Annotated in this window: 16 protein-coding genes; 5 read left to right on the top strand and 11 right to left on the bottom strand. The window is 72.5% G+C overall.

The genetic code is table 11. From position 1 onward, the window contains the following. Positions 1 to 19: 19 nt before the first annotated feature. The 5 genes from ACFV9D_RS07260 to ACFV9D_RS07240 all read right to left on the bottom strand — a co-directional run bounded on the left by ACFV9D_RS07260 (position 20) and on the right by ACFV9D_RS07240 (position 6,402). Positions 20 to 1,906 (bottom strand): hypothetical protein, encoded by a 1,887-nt coding sequence (locus ACFV9D_RS07260; protein WP_385142223.1) that lies wholly within the window; start codon positions 1,904 to 1,906, stop codon positions 20 to 22. 117 nt (positions 1,907 to 2,023) lie between these two features. Continuing rightward, positions 2,024 to 2,830, bottom strand: coding sequence for a polysaccharide deacetylase family protein (locus ACFV9D_RS07255; protein WP_385142220.1), 807 nt, complete (start codon positions 2,828 to 2,830; stop codon positions 2,024 to 2,026). Next, positions 2,827 to 4,080 carry a glycosyltransferase gene (locus ACFV9D_RS07250; RefSeq protein WP_385142217.1) on the bottom strand — a complete coding sequence of 418 codons (1,254 nt, stop codon included), beginning with the start codon at positions 4,078 to 4,080 and terminating at the stop codon, positions 2,827 to 2,829. The genes ACFV9D_RS07255 and ACFV9D_RS07250 overlap by 4 nt, the downstream gene beginning before the upstream one ends. Positions 4,081 to 4,468: 388 nt before the next feature. After that, positions 4,469 to 5,551: a GNAT family N-acetyltransferase gene (locus tag ACFV9D_RS07245; RefSeq protein ID WP_385142397.1), complete on the bottom strand. Its 1,083-nt coding sequence runs from the start codon at positions 5,549 to 5,551 to the stop codon at positions 4,469 to 4,471. A 161-nt stretch (positions 5,552 to 5,712) separates the two neighbouring features. Further along, positions 5,713 to 6,402, bottom strand: a complete 690-nt coding sequence (locus ACFV9D_RS07240; RefSeq protein ID WP_385142214.1) for an aspartate/glutamate racemase family protein — start codon at positions 6,400 to 6,402, stop codon at positions 5,713 to 5,715. A 289-nt stretch (positions 6,403 to 6,691) separates the two neighbouring features. Here ACFV9D_RS07240 and ACFV9D_RS07235 point away from each other — a divergent pair, with 289 nt between their 5' ends. Both ACFV9D_RS07235 and ACFV9D_RS07230 read left to right on the top strand, forming a co-directional pair. Further along, positions 6,692 to 7,276, top strand: a complete 585-nt coding sequence (locus ACFV9D_RS07235; protein ID WP_385142211.1) for an HD family hydrolase — start codon at positions 6,692 to 6,694, stop codon at positions 7,274 to 7,276. A gap of 323 nt (positions 7,277 to 7,599) precedes the next feature. Beyond that, positions 7,600 to 8,379, top strand: a complete 780-nt coding sequence (locus tag ACFV9D_RS07230; protein ID WP_385142208.1) for a helix-turn-helix domain-containing protein — start codon at positions 7,600 to 7,602, stop codon at positions 8,377 to 8,379. A 1-nt stretch (position 8,380) separates the two neighbouring features. Here ACFV9D_RS07230 and ACFV9D_RS07225 read toward each other — a convergent pair whose 3' ends face one another. Then, complete coding sequence (locus ACFV9D_RS07225; protein ID WP_385142205.1) at positions 8,381 to 9,061, bottom strand: NUDIX domain-containing protein; 681 nt, start codon at positions 9,059 to 9,061, stop codon at positions 8,381 to 8,383. Further along, positions 9,058 to 9,480, bottom strand: a complete 423-nt coding sequence (locus ACFV9D_RS07220; protein ID WP_385142202.1) for a DUF4406 domain-containing protein — start codon at positions 9,478 to 9,480, stop codon at positions 9,058 to 9,060. The genes ACFV9D_RS07225 and ACFV9D_RS07220 overlap by 4 nt, the downstream gene beginning before the upstream one ends. A 49-nt stretch (positions 9,481 to 9,529) precedes the next feature. Between ACFV9D_RS07220 and ACFV9D_RS07215 the strand changes: the two genes are divergently transcribed. Continuing rightward, positions 9,530 to 10,288, top strand: coding sequence for a DeoR/GlpR family DNA-binding transcription regulator (locus tag ACFV9D_RS07215; RefSeq protein ID WP_385142199.1), 759 nt, complete (start codon positions 9,530 to 9,532; stop codon positions 10,286 to 10,288). A 13-nt stretch (positions 10,289 to 10,301) separates the two neighbouring features. Here ACFV9D_RS07215 and hutI read toward each other — a convergent pair whose 3' ends face one another. From hutI to hutU, 4 genes are read right to left on the bottom strand one after another with little or no spacing between them, the layout of a single operon-like run. Further along, positions 10,302 to 11,546, bottom strand: coding sequence for an imidazolonepropionase (gene hutI / locus ACFV9D_RS07210; RefSeq protein WP_385142197.1), 1,245 nt, complete (start codon positions 11,544 to 11,546; stop codon positions 10,302 to 10,304). 26 nt (positions 11,547 to 11,572) lie between these two features. Next, a complete protein-coding gene (locus tag ACFV9D_RS07205) occupies positions 11,573 to 12,910 on the bottom strand; it encodes a formimidoylglutamate deiminase (RefSeq protein WP_385142194.1) in 1,338 nt (445 codons plus the stop codon). After that, the gene (locus ACFV9D_RS07200; RefSeq protein ID WP_385142191.1) at positions 12,901 to 14,112 is read right to left on the bottom strand and encodes an allantoate amidohydrolase; all 1,212 of its coding nucleotides are present in this window, start codon (positions 14,110 to 14,112) and stop codon (positions 12,901 to 12,903) included. Before ACFV9D_RS07200 ends, ACFV9D_RS07205 begins: the two co-directional genes overlap by 10 nt. After that, on the bottom strand, positions 14,109 to 15,773 hold the full coding sequence (gene hutU, locus ACFV9D_RS07195; RefSeq protein WP_385142189.1) for a urocanate hydratase: 1,665 nt from the start codon (positions 15,771 to 15,773) through the stop codon (positions 14,109 to 14,111). Before hutU ends, ACFV9D_RS07200 begins: the two co-directional genes overlap by 4 nt. 103 nt (positions 15,774 to 15,876) lie before the next feature. Here hutU and ACFV9D_RS07190 point away from each other — a divergent pair, with 103 nt between their 5' ends. Next, positions 15,877 to 17,205, top strand: coding sequence for a diaminopimelate decarboxylase (locus ACFV9D_RS07190; RefSeq protein ID WP_385142186.1), 1,329 nt, complete (start codon positions 15,877 to 15,879; stop codon positions 17,203 to 17,205). Between the two features lie 23 nt (positions 17,206 to 17,228). Further along, complete coding sequence (locus ACFV9D_RS07185) at positions 17,229 to 17,696, top strand: SRPBCC family protein (protein ID WP_385142183.1); 468 nt, start codon at positions 17,229 to 17,231, stop codon at positions 17,694 to 17,696. Positions 17,697 to 17,787: the final 91 nt, after the last annotated feature.

Raw genomic sequence — 17,787 nt, 5'->3', positions numbered from 1 at the left:
GGTGCTCGGATGCGGTCGGTCAGGAGGCGGTGGACGGCGGCCGGTACTCGAGCACGAGCCCGTGCTCGCTCTCCTCCACCACGTGGAAGAGCGGGGAGCGCTTGAGGTCCTCGCGCAGGGTCCGGAAGCTGCCGGGCGGCAGGTAGCCCTCGCCGATGACCGCCTTCTCCTGGGTCGGGGTGAGGACGACGAACGCCGGGCGGCCCTCGGGGATGCCCCGGGCGAGATAGCCCGCCGGGTCCTGGAGCATCTTCAGGTTCTCGGGGACTTCCTGCTCGGTGAAGAACCAGCGCTCGTAGTGGTCGTAGCGGTAGTAGGCGCCGGGGAAGGAGCCGGTGGTGGCGAGGATCAGCGCACCGTCCGGCGCCCGGTCGTAGGCGCGCCGGGTGAGGGCGAGTTCGGCCGGCGGGGCGTAGTGCATGCCCTCCTTGCCGTAGTACGACGGCAGGAAGCCGGCCAGCAGGGCGGCGACGGTGAGCGGCAGCGCGACGGCGGCGGTACGGCGGGCCGCCTTGGCGCCCCTGCCGACCGCGCCCGCCGCCGGGACGAGCGCGGCGGCGGCGAAGAACGCGGTGCCGGGCAGCCCGAAGAGGTAGACGCGGAAGAGCATTTCGCCGCCGTAGTCGTTGACGGCGAACATCGGCACGGGTGCGGCGGCGGCGAGCAGCAGCGGCAGGGCGCTGCGGACGAGTCTGCGGCGCAGCAGGACGGCCGTGCCGGCGAGCGCGGCGAGCGCAAGCACCATCAGGATGTTGGCGGTGCCGACCAGCTCGGGGCCGGGGCCGGTGGGCTCTCCGGCGTATCCGGCGCGGGAGTTGGAGAGCAGATCGCCGGCCGAGTCCTTCAGGGTGCTCATCGTCTCCAGGAAGAGCACCCGGCCCATGGTGAGGTCCCAGGCCAGCATGATGAGGCCGGTGACGACGAGCAGCCCGATGTTCCGGTAGCGCCGGGTGAGACAGAGCGCGAAGAGCGTCGCGCAGAGCATCACCGGGGTGAGCTGGTGAGAGGCGTTGATGGTCGCGATCAGCGGGGCGATGATCAGGACGCAGACCGCGCGCTGCCTGAGCGTCGTGGGCGGCGGCACGGCGGCCGCGGCCGGGTCGAGCACGGTGCGGTCGCGCAGCCGCCCCGCGGAGCCGGGCCGGACGAAGTGCCGGACGACGACGGCGAAGACGGTCAGATAGAGCAGGTACGAGAAGCCCTGCGGGGAGAGGTAGTCCTGGCCGACCCAGTTGGCCAGCTGGAAGATCCACACCCCCGTCCACACCAGCCGCCAGTCGTCACTGAAGGTGCGGTAGATCAGCAGCAGGACCGGCAGCGTGAGCAGGCCGAGGGCGACCGGCGCCCAGTTGATGAACGAGGCCGCCGAGTCCACGCCGAAGGCCCGTACGAGCGCCGCGTCGAGCGAGAAGAACCCGGGCCACTGGTCGTACGCCGACATGCCGCCGGACAGCTCGCGCTGCGGGTACACCGTGCCCTCGACGAGCAGCCGGCTGATCACGGCGTCGTGCTTGGACGCCCAGGCGTAGCGCACGGAGTCGTAGAGGATCGCCGGCGGCGCCTTGAGCGCCACGAGCATGGCGACGCTGTACGCCGCCGGCCACCACGGCGCGGTACCGGCCCGCCGGAGCGTGACCAGGAAGCCGCAGGTCAGGACGGCGAGGGAGGCGTAGTACGCGAGCGGGAACCGGTCGAGGAGGCCGTAGTCGGCGATGTCACGGAAGCCGATCCGGGGCAGTGCGTACAGCCAGAGCGCGGCGGCCACGAGCAGCGGCAGCACGCTGAAGACGGTCTGCGGGCCGGGGAGGGAGCGCGAGCGGACCGGACGTCCCTGCTCCGGCTCCGAGGTGACGGGAAGCGGTGGCACGCCGCTTCCCGTGGCCGGCGCGGACACACGTTGCTGCACGGTGGCACTCCCCCCACGAACCCCACGAACTGTCCCCTTCAGCGAAGTATAGGAACGGACTTCGCCTTTGTACGCGTATTCAACTCCCTTACCGAATAAGGGAGTTAGTGATCACGATCAGCCCGCGAACTGCGGCCCCCTGAGCAGCGCGCGGGCCCTGCGGTACATCCGCCAGCCGACCGTCGGCAGCGAGTCCGGATACGGCGCCGCCTTGGCACCGCGGCCCTCCATCCAGCTCTCGATGTCGGCGACGGTGTGGCCCCGGCGCAGAATCAGCCGGGCGATCCGGTACCGCTCGTCGGTCTCGGAGCTGAGCGCGTGCCGGACGGCCACCGCCGAGACGTATCCGGCGGCGACGGCGGCCCGGCGCACGGCCGGGCTGTTGTAGCCGTGCGGGTAGGCCAGGTGGCGGACCTCGTGCCCGAGCACGTCCTCCAGGACGGACTTCGACTCGCGCAGCTCGCGCCGGAGCTCCTTGAGGGGCAGCGTGTCGAGCTGCGGGTGGGTGACCGTGTGACCCCCGACCTCCAGCCCGTACTGCGCGAGGCGCGGCGCCTGGCTCAGCGTCATCATCGGCGCGGGCGGCAGCAGACACGCCCGGCCCGGGGTGATCGCCCCGGTGGTCAGATACGCGGTGGCGGGCAGTTCGCGCGCGGCGAGCGCCTCGGCGGTCGGCCCCGGCAGATCGGCGAAGCCGTCGTCGAAGGTCAGGACGACGGGCCGGGGCGGCAGCGGGGCGCGCCGGGCCAGGTGGTCGGCGAGGGTGCCGACGGTCACGGGAGTGCGTCCGCTGTCCACGATCGCGTCGAGCTGCGCCCCGAACTCCTTGGGCGTGACGGTGAATTCGGCGATCCAGGCGGGCGGGTCGTCCATCACCGCGTGGTAGAGCAGGACGGGGATCCGGGTGTGGGCGGGTGCGCTCATCTCGCGCCCCGCATCCGGAGGCGGGCCTTGGCGTAGCCGATCGGTCCGTAGATCATGCCGCGTCGCTCCAGTCGGGAGAGGCTGCGAGGCCAGGGGTGGGTGGGAGCGGCGCCGTGTTCGCCCGGAACGCCGGCGCTCCTTTCGGCCGCTTCCCGGTGGGCGGTCATGTTCTTCGCGTACACGAGTCCGCGCGGCAGCCGGGCGAGGAGCGCGGGCAGCAGCGCGGGCCGGCGTACGAGGGTGGCGGTGAGGTACGCGGTGAGGCCGGCGCCGTAGCCGTACGCCTGGTTCCGCAGGTCCTGCCAGGTCTCGCGGTGGTGGTGCCAGACCAGGGCGTCGGCGGTGTAGCGGAGCCGGAACCCGGCGGAGAGGACGGCAACGAAGGCGTACAGGTCGTCCCCGCCCCGGGCTGCCGTGCCGGTGCCGGTGGCCGGGTCGAAGCCGCCGACGGCCTCCAGTGCGCGGGCCCGGAAGGCCATGTTGGCGCCGGAGCCGAAGCTTCCCGCGGTGAACGGGAAGAGCGGCTCGTCGGCGGGCGGGCGCAGCGGGTCGTACAGCCGGGGCGCGAAGCCCTTGGCGAAGCCGCCGTGGGACTCGAGGAGGATCTGGGCCGGGGTGCGCAGCCGGGCGGGCAGGATGAGGCCGGTGACGCAGCCGAGCCGCGGGTCGGCGGCGAAGGGCGCGGTGAGGGCCGTCAGCCAGTGCGGATCGGCCACGACGTCGTCGTCGGTGAAGGCGACGATCTCCCCGCGGGCGTGGGCGAGGCCGGTGTTGTGGGCGACGGCGAGCCCGGGGGTGTCCTCGCGGACGTACGTGACCCGGTCGCCGCCGTACTTGCGCGTGACGAGCTCTTCCGTGTCGCGGCTGCGGGGTGCGTTGTCGACGACGACGATCTCGTAGTCGGGGTGGTCCTGGTCGAGGAGGGAGTCGAGGGCGCGGGCGAGCTGGTCGGCGCGCTCGCGGGTGGCGACGACGACGCTGGTGCGGGGCGGCACGTCGTGGCCCTCGGGTTCCGGCACGACGAGCCGGGGCCGGGCGAGGGCGGCCAGCGTCCCGGCCGCGTCGGCGCCTTCGGGAACGTGCCCGAGCACGGTGGCGGCGGGCCGCCCCCGGAGCCGGACGAGCGCGTAGATGTCACCGGCCACGGCGGGCGGGCCGCCGGGGGCGGGACGGAAGGAGAGGACGGGTCCGTCGGGCGAGGCGAGATCGAGGTCGGCGACGGAGATGGCGTGTGGGTGTGGTCGGTTCATCGGGGTTCCCCCGCGGAGGTGAGCTGACGCTGAGCTGGGGCTGAGCTGACGCTGAGCTGGGCTGACGCCTGAGCTGGGGCTGAGCCGGCGCTGACGCTGACGCGTGCGAACGGGATCCGGGACGGGCCGGGCCGGCGGTCCGTGGCGGTCCGGCGTCCGGCGGTCCGCCATGGTCCGGCGAGCCGTGGCGGACTGGCGTCCGGCGGTCCAGGAGTCCGTAGCGGTCCGTCGCTCCGTGGCGGACTGGCGTCCGACGGTCCGTGGCCGGCCAGCGGCCCAGCGGCCTGGGCGAGGCCCGGCTGGCATCCGGCGGGCCGGAGGCCCGGAGGCGGGTCGGCGGGCCATCGGCCAGGGCGCGGCCGCGCGGGGCGGCGGGCATGGCCGGGCCTCAACGACCACCGGACCGCAGACGGGCGAGCCGGTTGAGGGTGCGGCGGCCTCGCGCGGCGAGCGCCGGCCGGTTCCGTACGAAGCTGTGGGCGCGGCGGGACGGCTCGCGGGAGAGCCAGTACAGCCCGGCGCGTACGCCCGTACGGACCACCGACCCTTCGTACACGGTCAGTTCGCCGGTCTTCAGGGCGTCCTTGTACTCGGCGGCTCCCCGGCCGAGGTCGAGCATCCCGATCCCGGCCGCCGCGGCGGCCTCCGCCATCCGCAGATGCAGGATGAGACCTGGCGAGTACTTCGCGAACTCGGGGTCGTAGGAGGGAAACCAGCAGGAGAGAACCGTCTGGGAACGCAGCCCGAAGTGCGCGGCGACCGGGCGCTCGCCGGCGTACAGCACGGACAGGACGCCGGAGCAGCCGGGCGTGCGCAGCTCGTGCAGCCGCCGGACCAGGGTGTTGATCCACTCCTTGGCGAATCGGTCACGGCGGCCGGTCCGTCGGTACTGGGCGGACTTCCACTCCATGAGCGTGCGCAGGGCGGCCGGATCGCGCTCGTCGAAGACGAACCGGGTGGCGCCCGCCTGCCGCCCCAGCCTGCGCTCCTTGGCGAGCGTGGTCTTGAGGAACTTCGGCGACTGGGTGCGCAGCACGGCCTCGTACGCCGCATAGCCCTCGCCGACGTCGATCACGGGCGAGGCGAAGGCCTCGGCGGCCTCGCCCGCGAACGCGTCTTGTCCGTCCTCCAGGTTGTCGAACTCCCAGGCGGAGAGCCCGCAGACGCGCAGCAACGCCCTGGCCGAGGGCCTCAGCCCGGGGCGGAGGACGGCGCCCTGACAGTCGGAGACCCCGAGCCCAATGGCCCGCCCCTGCCCGAACGACCCTTTCTCGTACGGGAAGAAGCCGACGGGCTCGTCACCGTCCCACCACACGGCCACCCGGGCGCGGGGCCGCACGGCGGCGACGGCGAGGGTGAACTCCGGCCCCATGAAGGGGTTGTCGGGAGCCCCCGACTTGCCGCGCAGCTCGCGCCACGCCTCGGTCTCGCGCGCGGTCAGTTCCCCCGGTTTGACGATCTGGACACGCATGGACTGCTTGCGGACAGCGCTCAACTCTCCGACCCCCCGGTCTTCCCCCCTGAGTCCTGCCGCTACAGGACGGTACCGGTCGAAATCCCTCCGGGACAGGGCTACTCGACCTATCTGTGACCGAGGGGAATTCGTGGTGATCAAGCGACCAATGGGGCGCGTCAGTTGAGGGCTTCGTCGACCGCCGCCTCGACGTGGATACGGGTCGTGGGGAAGACGGGCACGGGGCTGTCCTGGGGGCGCACGAGCAGTTCGATCTCGGTGCAGCCGAGGATCACGCCCTGCGCGCCGGCGGCCACGAGCCGGTCGATGATCTGCTGGTACGTCGCGCGGGAGTCCTCGGTCACGATGCCGAGGCACAACTCCTCGTAGATGATGCGGTGGACGGCGGCGCGGTCGTCGGCGTCGGGCACGAGGACGGTGAGGCCGTGGGAGGCGAGCCGGTCGCGGTAGAAGTCCTGCTCCATGGTGAAGGCGGTGCCGAGGAGCCCGACCGTGGTGAGCCCTTGGGCACGGACGGCGCGCGCGGTGGCGTCCCCGAGGTGGAGGAGCGGCACGGAAACGGCATCCCGCACCTGGTCGGCGACCTTGTGCATGGTGTTCGTACAGATGAGGAGGAGCTCGGCGCCGGCGGCTTCGAGCCCCTGGGCGGCGTCGGCGAGCACCTGGCCCGCCTTCTCCCACTCGCCGGCGACCTGGAGTCGCTCGATCTCGGCGAAGTCGACGGAGTGCAGGACGCAGCGGGCGGAGTGCAGCCCGCCGAGGCGTTCACGGACGAGTTCGTTGAGGAGGCGGTAGTACTCGGCGCTGGACTCCCAGCTCATGCCCCCGATGAGGCCGATGGTCTTCATGAGGTCCACGCTAAGGCGGTGGAGCCGGCGGCCGGCGAGCGGGATCAGTCCAACGTCCGGGTGAGCTCGCTGCGCACCGAGGTGCGGACGACACGGCCGCGCGCCCCGTTGACGAGAGTGATCGCCTCAAGGCCGGACCTGCTGAAGCACCGTTCTGCTGCGGCTCGGTCCCTGCGTGACCGGCTCCCGATGATGTTGGATGGCACCGAGCCGTCGACGCGGGCGCGTCGGGAGCTCGAAGGGATCCGGTACGCGATCCGCCTCGCGGAGGCGTGAGAGGAGACGGACGGTGGCTGACGACGACCTGTCCGCGGTGGCGCACTTCCTGTACGAGGCGGGAACTCTCAAGAACGCGCGCCGCACCGGCTGGTGGATGGCCGGGGTCCGTGACCCGGAGAGCGTGGCGGAGCACTCCTGGCGTACGGCTCTGATCGCGTCGGTCATCGCGAAGCTCGAAGGCGCGGACCCTGCGCGCGCCGCGTTCCTGGCGGTGTGGCACGACACGCAGGAGACCCGGACGGGGGACGTGAACTACCTCGGCAAGAAGTACTCGACGGCCGCCGATCCCCGCGAGGTCACCGCCGACCAGACCGCCGGGATGCCCGAGGTCCTTGCCTCCGCGATCCGGGGCCTGGTCGGCGAGTACGAGGCGAAGGAGTCGCCCGAGGCGATCTGTGCGCGGGACGCCGACAAGCTCGAGTGCCTGCTGCAGGGCATCGAGTACAAGGCGCAGGGCTATGAGAACGCCCAGCGCTGGATCGACAACAGCCGAGGCCGGATCGTCACGAAGACGGCCAATCGTCTGGCGGACGAGCTGTTGGCGCAGGACAGCCTGGACTGGCTGCGTACCGCGCTCGGAGAGTCACGGGACTGAGCGGCCCTGCGGCCACGCGTCACGGCGTGTGGATCCCGGTTCTTCGCGACCCGGTTCGGGGCGAACCGGCGTTCCACGACGTCCCGTTGAAAAGAACGAGTGAAAGAACCACTTCCGTCCAAACCCGACAGCTCACACCTTCGGGTGACAAGGTGGCACAACGGCCGGTCGGCGCGGTACGGTCACGCCAACTTGCATATGCCATAAATGATTTCGGCCCCCGGCGGGACTGGCATCCCGGTCGAGGGCCTGATCATCCAGGAAGCGGAGACTTCCCGATGACTTCGACGCAGTTTAGTACGCGCACGCCCTCGCGCGCCGGAGTGACGCACGTACGTCACCGTCACGACGAGAAGTTCACCGTCGTCGGCAACCATCTCGCCCAGCACAAGGACTTGTCCGCCTGCGCCATCGGCATCGGCGTGTACATCCAGTCGCTGCCCGACGGCGCTCTCGTCGGCATCAAGATGCTCGCGCTCCGCTTCCGGGAGGGCGAGTCGCGGATCGCCGCGGCGCTGCGGGAGCTGGAGGCCGCCGGATATCTGAAGCGGCAGGTGGTACGGGGCGAGGACGCCAAGCTGGCCACGATCACGACCTGGTACGAGGACCCGCACCCGGTCGACCTGGTCAAGCGCAACCGGCCCGCCCGCCGTGAGCCCCGTCCCGCGCCCGCCCCGGAGCCCGAGCCTGAAGTGCCCGAGCTCATCGAGGAGTTGCGGCCCGCGGCCGGGCTGCTCGCGGGGCTTCGGCAGTGCGAGCCACGGCTGTTGCTCTCCGAGAACGACGTACGGCGCCTCGCGCCCGACGTCCAGCGGTGGCTGGAGCGTGACATCGCCCCCGCCGCCGTCACCCGCACCCTCACCGGCGGACTCCCCACCGGCACCATCCGCTGGCCCGCGCGCCTCCTCGCCCACCGCCTCCGCGAGTGGCTACCACCCGAGCTGCCTCCCGTGCCGCAGGCCCCCACCGTCCTGCCGCTGCAGAACTGCGACCGCTGCGACCGGGCCTTCCGCGGCGCCGACGAGGGGCTCTGCCCCGGCTGCCGCGGCTCCCATGCCAGAGCGCCCGGTTCGGATCAGCCGGCCGACGTCGCCCTGGAGTAGGTCATGACCGTGACCCCGCTGTGGCGGCGAACGGTCCGTCCAGGGCTGCCCATTGCAGGAGCAGGATGGTCTTGCCGTCCGTGATGCGTCCGTCGCGGGTCATGGCGAGGGCCTCGGCGAAGGGCAGTTCGAGGACCTCGATGTCCTCGCCGTCCTCCTCGAGTCCGCCGCCGGTCCCGGTCCGGTCCGCCGCGGAGTAGGGGGCGGCGAAGAAGTGGAGGCGCTCGGTGACGGATCCGGGGCTCATGTAGGCGTCGAGGACGTGGGTGAGCGGGCCGAGCGTGACGCCGAGTTCCTCGGCGCTCTCGCGCCGGACGGCGGCCGGCGGGTCGTCCGCGTCGAGGAGTCCCGCAGCGGCTTCGACGAGCATGCCGTCGGGATGGTCGTTGACATAGGCCGGGTAGCGGAACTGCCGCGCGAGCAGGACGCAGCGGCGTTCGGCGTCGTAGGGCAGGACGACCGCGCCGTTGCCTCGGTCGTAGGTCTCGCGCTGCTGGGTGACCCAGCGCCCGTCGCGGCGGCGGTAGTCGAAGGTGGTGCGGCGCAGGACGTGCCAGCCCTGGGAGGTGAGCTCGACGTCGCGGATCACGACATCGGGGTTGCGGTCCAGGTCGCGGCCGGTGCGGTCGAGGCCGGTGCGGCCGCGGTGGTCGGGGGTGTCGATACCGGGGCGGGGGCTCACACGCGCTCCTGCGGGGTGCGGGACGGGATCTGCGCGACGTCGTCGTAGACCGGCAGGCCGCGACGGCGGGCGGTGGCGACGTCCTGGTCGGCTCCGGTGGAGTCGCCCGGCAGGCGCAGCACGGCGTCGCAGTGGGCGAGCAGCCGCTCGGCGGTCGGGTACAGCACCTGGTCGGCGAGGGGGTCGGTGGGGCCCGCGCCGGCCGAGTGCAGGACGGGCAGGGCAATCCTTCCCCGAGCTCTCGGCTTCGCTCGAGCAGGGGAGACCCCACCCCCGATCACGGGGAGGTGTCCTGCGGCGAAAACCGGCCAGGCGGCGGCCTCGAGACGGGCGAGGTTGGCCGCCATGGCCTCGGGGTCGCCGCCGGTGCCGGAGCGGTAGGGGCCGGCAATGAGGATCAGCATCGGCTTCTCGGTCATGGCGCGCTACGATACATGCAGAAACGTGCAAGAACAGGAGAGAGTACGGATGCTGGCTGCTGAACGGCGCGACCACCTACTGGATCTGCTCGCCCGCGAGGGCAAGATCGTCGCCAAGGACGTCGCCGCCGAGCTGGGGATCTCCGAGGACAGCGTGCGGCGCGACCTGCGCGATCTCGCGGCCGAGGGACTCTGCCAGCGCGTCTACGGCGGGGCGCTGCCCGTTTCGCCCGCCCTGGCGGACTACGCCGCCCGGCAGACCGTGGCCCCGGACGGCAAGCGGAAGGTCGCATCGGTGGCCGCCGCTCTGGTACGGCCGGGCGGCGCGGTCATCCTCGACGGCGGCACCACCGCCCTCGCCGTCGCCCAAGCCCTCCCGCACGACCTGGCCTGCACCGTGATCACCCACAGCCCGACGATCGCCGCGGCCCTGCTCGACCATCCGCGGGCAGAGCTCTTCCTGCTCGGGGGGCGCGTCTTCAAGCACTCGGCGGTCGCCTGCGGTGCGGCCGCGGTCGAGGCCGCGCAGAACGTCTCCGCCGACCTCTGCCTCCTCGGCGTCACGGGCGTGCACCCGGAGGCGGGCCTCACCACCGGCGACGCCGAGGAAGCCGCGATGAAGCGCGCCCTGGCCGCACGGGCCGCGGACACCTACATCCTCGCCTCCGCCGAGAAGATCGGCGCGGCTTCGCGGTTCCGCGTCCTGCCCTGGGAGGAGATCAGCGGACTGATCACCGACGCCGAGCCCCACCACACGGTCCTCGAGCAACTCACGGCACGCGGCGTGGAGATCACGACGACCGGCTGACGGTCAAAGCCGATCAGGCCACGCGGGCTCCACGGCGCCAGACCTCGGTCACCAGCGGGACGCCCGGGCGGTACGCCAGGTGGACGTGGGACGGGGCGTCCAGGAAGGTCAGGTCCGCCGCGGCGCCCGGGGTGAGGCGGCCGATGTCCGTGCGGCGCAGGGCCGCCGCGCCGCCCGCCGTCGCCGACCAGACCGCCTCGTCCGGGGTCATCCCCATGTCCCGTACCGCGAGCGCGATGCAGAAGGGGACGGACGAGGTGAAGGACGAGCCCGGGTTGCAGTCCGTCGACAGGGCCACCGTCGCGCCCGCGTCCAGGAGGCGGCGGGCGTTCGGCCACTGGGCGCGGGTGGAGAACTCCGCGCCGGGCAGGAGGGTCGCGACCGTGTTGCCGGAAGCCAACGCGTCGACGTCGGCGTCCGTGAGGTGGGTGCAGTGGTCGGCGCTGGCCGCGTCGAGCTCCACCGCGAGCTGGACACCGGGGCCGTACGAGAGCTGGTTCGCGTGCACCCGCGGGTGCAGCCCCTTCGCCTTGCCGGCGGTGAGGATCGCCCGCGCCTGGTCCCCGTCGAACGCGCCCTTCTCGCAGAAGACGTCCACCCAACGGGCGTACGGCGCACAGGCGTCGAGCATCTCGCCGGTGACGAGCTCGACGTACGCGGCCGGGTCGTCGGCGTAGTCGGGGGAGACGATGTGGGCGCCGAGGTACGTCACCTCGTCGGTGTGGGCGGCGGCGATGCGCAGCGCACGGGCCTCGTCCTCGACCGTGAGGCCGTAGCCGGACTTGGTCTCGAAGGTGGTCGTGCCCTGGCGCAGGGCTTCCGCCATGAAGCGGGCCACGTTCGCGGACAGCGCCTCGTCGCTGGCCGCGCGCGTCGCCGCCACCGTCGTACGGATGCCGCCCGCCGCGTACGCCTGGCCCGACATCCGCGCGTTGAACTCCGCCGTGCGGTCGCCCGCGAAGACGAGGTGCGAGTGGGAGTCCACGAAACCGGGGATCACGGCCCGTCCACCGGCGTCGACCCGGTTGTCAGTGGCCGGTGCTTTGCTGGATTCACCGACCCAGACGACTCGGTCGCCTTCGATGACGACGGCCGCGTCCTGGATCAGGCCCAGGGGGCCATCACCGAGGGAGGGGTCATTGGTGACCAGGCTGGCGATGTTGACGATGGCGGTGGCGGCCGTCGCCACGGCGCTGTTCGCGCTCGTGGGGGCGGAGGTCGCCGCCGGGTTGTTCCTCGCCGCGGGGCCCGTGTTCATGGTGAGAGGTGTCTCCTTCAGCCGCTTCAGCCGCGCAGGGCGGCGATCGAGTCCGCGAGGGCCCGGGGTACGTCCGGTACGGACTGGTGGACGCCGTCCCGTACGACGTGACGGCCGCCCACGATCGTGTGCCGCACATCCGCGGCCGACGCTGCGAATACCGCCGTCTCGGCTGCCAGACGCGGCACCGGTCCCGCTGTCCTGACCGAGTCGAGGGCGATGGTCGTGAAGTCGGCGAGCGCGCCCGGCTCCAGGGTGCCCGCCTCGCCCCAGCCGAGGGCCGCGTGGCCGTCGGCGGTGGCGGCCCGGAGCAGTGCGGCGGCGGTCCAGTGGCCGCGCGTGCGGGAGCGGAGGCGCTCGTTCAGCTCCATCGCCCGGGCCTCCTCCAGGAGGTCGATCACCGCGTGGCTGTCGCTGCCCAGGGAGAGCGGGGAGCCCGCGCGCTGGAGGGCGACGGCCGGGCCGATGCCGTCCGCGAGGTCGCGTTCGGTGGTCGGGCACATGCAGGTGCCGGTCGTCGAGGAGCCCAGCAGGGACACGTCCGCGTCCGTGAGGTGGGTGTTGTGGACACCCGTCGTCAGCGGGCCGAGCACCCCGTGGTCGGCGAGGAGTTGCGTGGGGGTGCGGCCGTGGGCCGCGTGGCAGGCGTCGTTCTCGGCCGTCTGCTCCGAGAGGTGGACGTGGAGCGGGGCGCCCCGCTCGCGCGACCAGGTCGCCACGGTCGCCAGCTGGTCGGCCGGGACGGCCCGTACGGAGTGGATCGCCGCCCCGATCCGTACGCCTTCGCGCTCCTTGAGCAGCGATACGCGCTCCGCCCAGGCGTCCGCCGTGCCGTCGGAGAAGCGGAGCTGGTGCGTGTCGGGGGCGGCGCCGAAGCCGGAGGAGAGGTAGGCCGTGTCGAGGAGGGTGATCCGGATGCCGGCCTCGGTCGCGGCCGCCACGAGCGCCTCGCCCATCGCGTTGGGGTCGGCGTACGGGGTGCCGCCCGGCGCGTGGTGGAGGTAGTGGAACTCGCCGACGGCCGTGATCCCGGCGAGCGCCATCTCGGCGTACACCGCCCGCGCGAGGGCGTGGTACGTCTCCGGGGTCAGCCGGGACGCGACCTGGTACATCACCTCGCGCCAGGTCCAGAACGTGCCGGAGCCGACCTGGACGGTCCCCCGCAGGGCGCGGTGGAAGGCGTGCGAGTGGGCATTGGCGAGGCCGGGGATCGTCAGGCCGCGCAGGACGACGGCGCCGGGGGGCGGGGTCTCGAGCCCCGTGCGTACCGCCGTGATGCGGCCGTCGGCCACCTCCAGGGCCACGCCCGGCTCGACGTCGGTGTCGAGCCAGGCGTGTTCCAGCCAGTACGTCGTCACCTGCACGCCAGTCCTTCCAGTACGTCGGCGAGTGCGAGGACCCCGGCCACGCAGTCGTCCTCGGCCGCGAATTCGGCCGGGGAGTGCGAGACGCCCGTGGGGTTCCGTACGAACAGCATGGCGGTCGGGATCGATTCGGACAAAATACCCGCGTCGTGTCCCGCGCCCGTACCGAGGACCGGCGTCTTCTCCCCCAGGACGGAGGCCAGCTCGTCCCTGAGCGCGTGGGCGAACTCGACGACCGGGGTGAAGGACTCCCGGACGACCGTGAGGTCGATGCCGTGGCGGTTCGCGTAGTCGCGGGCGGCGGTCTCGATGCCCGCCGTGACCGTGTCCAGGGAGCCCTGGTCGGCGGCGCGGGCGTCGAGCCAGCCGCGGACGAGGGAGGGGATGGCGTTGACGCCGTTCGGCTCGACCGCGATCTTGCCGAAGGTGGCGACGGCGCCCGCGAGTTCGGCCTCGCGACGGGCGGCGAGGACGGTCTCCGCGTAGGTGAGCATCGGGTCGCGGCGGTCGACGAGACGGGTCGTGCCGGCGTGGTTGGCCTCGCCGGCGAAGTCGTACCGCCAGCGGCCGTGCGGCCAGATCGCGGAGGCGATACCGACGGCGTCGCCGCTCAGGTCCAGGGCGCGGCCCTGCTCGACGTGGAGCTCGACGAAGGCGCCGATGCGGGCGAGCCGCTCGGGGTCGGGGCCGATGGCGTCGGGGTCGTGGCCGGCGGCCTCCATCGCCTGCGGGAGGGTGATCCCGTCGGCGTCGCGGAGCTCGTACGCCTGCTCCTTCGTCAGCTTCCCGGCGGTCAGGCGGGAGCCGACACAGGCGAGTCCGAAGCGGGCGCCCTCCTCGTCACCGAAGTTGGTGATCGCGAAAGGCCTGGCGAACTCCACTCCCCTGCGGCGGAGTTCGTCCAGCGCCGCGAACGCCGACACCACGCCGAGGGGGCCGTCGAAGGCTCCGCCGTCGGGCACGGAGTCCAGGTGCGAGCCGGTGACGACCGCGTCACCGGCCGACGGGTCGCCGAGCCAGGCCCACTGGTTGCCGTTGCGGTCGACCTCGTAGTTCAGCCGGCGGGCCTCCGCCTGCATCTGGAACCAGAGCCGGCAGTCGGCGTCGGCGCCGGTCCAGGCGTAGCGGCGGTAGCCGCCCGAGGCGGCGCTGCGGCCGATGGGCCGCAGCGACCGCCACATGGCGTGGAACGTCTCGCTCACGCGTCGTCGCCCTCGCGCATCGGGATCCGTACGCCCTTCTCGTCCGCGACCCGCTCCGCGATGTCGTAGCCCGCGTCCACGTGGCGGATGACGCCCATGCCGGGGTCGTTCGTCAGGACGCGGCGGATCTTCTCGCCGGCGAGCTTCGTGCCGTCCGCCACGGAGACCTGGCCCGCGTGGATGGAGCGGCCCATGCCGACGCCGCCGCCGTGGTGGATGGAGACCCAGGACGCGCCGGAGGCGACGTTCACCATCGCGTTCAGGAGGGGCCAGTCGGCGATCGCGTCGGAACCGTCGAGCATGGCCTCGGTCTCGCGGTACGGGGAGGCCACCGAGCCGCAGTCGAGGTGGTCGCGGCCGATCGCGAGGGGCGCGGCGAGGGTGCCGTTGCCGACCATGTCGTTGAACATGTCGCCCGCCTTGTCGCGCTCGCCCTGGCCGAGCCAGCAGATGCGGGCCGGCAGACCCTGGAAGTGGACGCGCTCGCCGGCCATCTTGATCCAGCGGTGCAGGGACTCGTTCTCCGGGAAGAGCTCCAGGATCGCCCTGTCCGTCTTGTGGATGTCCGAGGCCTCGCCGGAGAGCGCCGCCCAGCGGAACGGGCCCTTGCCCTCGCAGAAGAGCGGGCGGATGTACGCGGGGACGAAGCCGGGGAAGGCGAACGCGCGGTCGTAGCCCGCCAGTTGCGCCTCGCCGCGGATCGAGTTGCCGTAGTCGAAGACCTCGGCGCCCGCGTCCATGAAGCCGACCATGGCCTCGACGTGCTTCGCCATCGACTCGCGGGCGCGGGTCGTGAAGCCCGCCGGGTCCTTGGCGGCGGCGTCGGCCATGTCGTCGAAGGCGACGCCGATCGGCAGGTACGAGAGCGGGTCGTGGGCCGAGGTCTGGTCGGTCACGATGTCGATCGGGGCGCCCTCGGCGAGCATCTGCGGCAGCAGTTCGGCGGCGTTGCCGAGCAGGCCGATGGAGAGCGGGCGGCGGGCGTCCCGGGCCTCCACGGCCAGCTGGAGCGCGTGGGCGAGGTTGTCGGCCTTCACGTCCAGGTAGCGGTGCTCGATGCGGCGCTCGATCGCGCGCGGGTCGACGTCGATACAGATCGCGACGCCGTCGTTCATCGTCACAGCCAGCGGCTGGGCGCCGCCCATGCCGCCGAGGCCGGCGGTGAGGGTGATCGTGCCGGCCAGGGTCCCGTTGAACTTCTTCGCGGCGACGGCGGCGAAGGTCTCGTACGTGCCCTGGAGGATGCCCTGGGTGCCGATGTAGATCCACGAGCCGGCCGTCATCTGGCCGTACATGGTCAGGCCCAGCTGCTCCAGGCGCCGGAACTCCTCCCAGTTCGCCCAGTCGCCGACCAGGTTGGAGTTGGCGATGAGCACGCGCGGTGCCCACTCGTGCGTCTGCATGACGCCGACCGGGCGGCCGGACTGGACGAGCATCGTCTCGTCCTGCTTGAGGGTGCGCAGCGTGCGCACCATCGCGTCGAACGAGCGCCAGTCGCGCGCGGCCTTGCCGGTGCCGCCGTAGACGACGAGCTTGTCGGGGTGCTCGGCGACCTCGGGGTCCAGGTTGTTCTGCAGCATCCGGAGGGCGGCCTCCTGCTGCCATCCCAGGGCGCTCAGTTCCGTACCGCGCGGGGCCCGTACGGGGCGGGGTCCTGACATGGGGCGGCCTCCTCCGATGTGAATCAGTTATTCACATCCTGGACTGCTGAATACTTGTAGTCAACAGCTGCGGGGCCGTCCGTCCCGGTGGTCCTATGGATCCATGGCTTCCCACCGTCGCGATCAGGCCGTCCGAGCCGCCGTCGAACAAGGCCTCCTCTCCCCCGCCGACCCCTCCGGACAGATCGTCGCCCTCCTCGACACCGCCGGCATCCGTGCCTCGGCCGCCGCCCTCGTCTCCGCCTTCGCCGCCGTCACCGACGCGCCCGTCCTGCACGCCTTCGCCGTGAAGGCGTGCCCGCTCGTGCCCGTCCTGCGCCTGCTGTACGACTGCGGGCTCGGGGTCGAGGTCGCGAGCCCCGGCGAGCTGGCGCTGGCCCGCGCGGCCGGCGTCCCGCCGTCCCGTACCGTGCTCGACTCGCCCGCCAAGACACCCGCCGAGCTGCGCCAGGCCCTGGCCCTCGGGATCGCCGTCAACGCCGACAACCACCAGGAACTGGCCAGGATCTCCGCGCTCGTCGGCTCCGCGCCGACCGCGAGCCCGATCGGGCTCCGGGTCAACCCGCAGGTCGGGGCGGGCGCGATCGGCGCCCTCTCCACCGCGACCGCCACCTCCAAGTTCGGGGTCGCGCTGCGCGACGAGGGCGCCCGGGAGGCGGTCGTCCAGGCATATCTCGACCGGCCCTGGATGCGCCGGCTGCACACGCACACCGGCTCGCAGGGGATTCCGCTCGCCCTGATGGCGGAGGGCGTCGCGGCGGCCTACGAGCTGGCCGAGGAGATCAACGCCAAGGCAGGACGGCAGCAGATCGACACCGTCGACATCGGCGGCGGACTGCCGGTGAACTTCGCCTCCGACGAGGAGACGCCGACGTACGCGGAGTACGCCGAGCTGCTCGCCGCGACCGCTCCCGGCCTGCTCGACGGGCGGTACGGGCTCGTCACCGAGTTCGGCCGCTCGCTGCTCGCCAAGCACGGCACGATCCTGGCCCGCGTCGAGTACACCAAGACCTCGGGCGCCCGCCCCATCGCGGTCACCCATGCGGGGGTCCAGGTCGCCACCCGTACCGTCTACGACCCCGCCTCGTGGCCGCTGCGCGTCCTCGCGTACGACTCCGAGGGCCGGCCCCGCGAAGGGGAGGAGACCGTCCAGGACGTGGCCGGACCCGCCTGCTTCGCCGGCGACCTGCTCGCCACCGCGCGCCCGCTGCCCCTGCTGCGGCCGGACGACGTCGTCGCCGTGCCGGACACCGGCGCGTACTACTTCGCCCACCACTACGCGTACAACAGCCTGCCCCGGCCCGCCGTCCACGGCTTCACCGTCACGGACGACGAGAAGGCGGTCGTCTTCTCGACCGTACGGAGGGCCCAGACGCTCGACGAGATCGTCACCGAGGCGGGCGGGGCGCACCGCGACGCGTTGCTGGACTGACGCCCCGGTGGTTCCGTGGAGCCATGGCTGCTACCAAGAGCGTCGTCGTCGAACGCCGGATCGCGGCGTCTCCCGGGCCCGTCTGGGAGGCGCTGACGGACCTGAAGGACATGGAGCGGGTCCTGAGCGGCGTGGAACGGGTCGAGGTGCTGACGGAGGGCGCCTTCGGGGTGGGCACCCGCTGGCGCGAGACCCGCCGGATGATGGGCAAGGAGGCCACGGAGGAGATGACCGTGACCGAGGCCGAGCCGCCGGACCGCTATGTGACGGTGGCCGACTCGCACGGGATGCACTACGTCTCGGAGATCGCGCTGCGGCCGGACGGGTCCGGGGCGACCACGGTACGGATGACGTTCTCGGCGACGCCGGCCGAGGGGAGCCGCATGGGGTTTCTCGTCAAACTGCTGAGCGCCCTGGGCACCAAGGCGGTGAGCCGGGCGCTGGCGAAGGACCTGGACGACCTGGCGGCGTCGGTGGAGAGCCGCCACTGACCCTCACCCGTGCGTTTGTTCGCTCGCACGAGTGACAGTGCGGCGGGCATCGGGCACACGGGAGGACTGAGCGCCCCCCGGCGACCGAGGC

The organism is Streptomyces sp. NPDC059875 (assembly GCF_042731085.1).
In the GTDB taxonomy this organism is placed as follows: domain Bacteria; phylum Actinomycetota; class Actinomycetes; order Streptomycetales; family Streptomycetaceae; genus Streptomyces.
The sequence above is the reverse complement of the archived record's forward strand: the minus strand, read 5'-3'. Positions and strand labels throughout refer to the sequence as shown.

What these genes read in the sequence shown, in the direction of transcription:
- ACFV9D_RS07255 (WP_385142220.1), bottom strand. Translation starts at nt 2,830, where the DNA reads ATGAGCGCACCCGCCCACACCCGGATCCCCGTCCTGCTCTACCACGCG.
- ACFV9D_RS07250 (WP_385142217.1), bottom strand. Translation starts at nt 4,080, where the DNA reads ATGAACCGACCACACCCACACGCCATCTCCGTCGCCGACCTCGATCTC.
- ACFV9D_RS07245 (WP_385142397.1), bottom strand. Translation starts at nt 5,551, where the DNA reads ATGCGTGTCCAGATCGTCAAACCGGGGGAACTGACCGCGCGCGAGACC.
- ACFV9D_RS07240 (WP_385142214.1), bottom strand. Translation starts at nt 6,402, where the DNA reads ATGAAGACCATCGGCCTCATCGGGGGCATGAGCTGGGAGTCCAGCGCC.
- ACFV9D_RS07220 (WP_385142202.1), bottom strand. Translation starts at nt 9,480, where the DNA reads ATGACCGAGAAGCCGATGCTGATCCTCATTGCCGGCCCCTACCGCTCC.
- ACFV9D_RS07215 (WP_385142199.1), top strand. Translation starts at nt 9,530, where the DNA reads ATGCTGGCTGCTGAACGGCGCGACCACCTACTGGATCTGCTCGCCCGC.
- hutI (WP_385142197.1), bottom strand. Translation starts at nt 11,546, where the DNA reads ATGAACACGGGCCCCGCGGCGAGGAACAACCCGGCGGCGACCTCCGCC.
- hutU (WP_385142189.1), bottom strand. Translation starts at nt 15,773, where the DNA reads ATGTCAGGACCCCGCCCCGTACGGGCCCCGCGCGGTACGGAACTGAGC.
- ACFV9D_RS07190 (WP_385142186.1), top strand. Translation starts at nt 15,877, where the DNA reads ATGGCTTCCCACCGTCGCGATCAGGCCGTCCGAGCCGCCGTCGAACAA.
- ACFV9D_RS07185 (WP_385142183.1), top strand. Translation starts at nt 17,229, where the DNA reads ATGGCTGCTACCAAGAGCGTCGTCGTCGAACGCCGGATCGCGGCGTCT.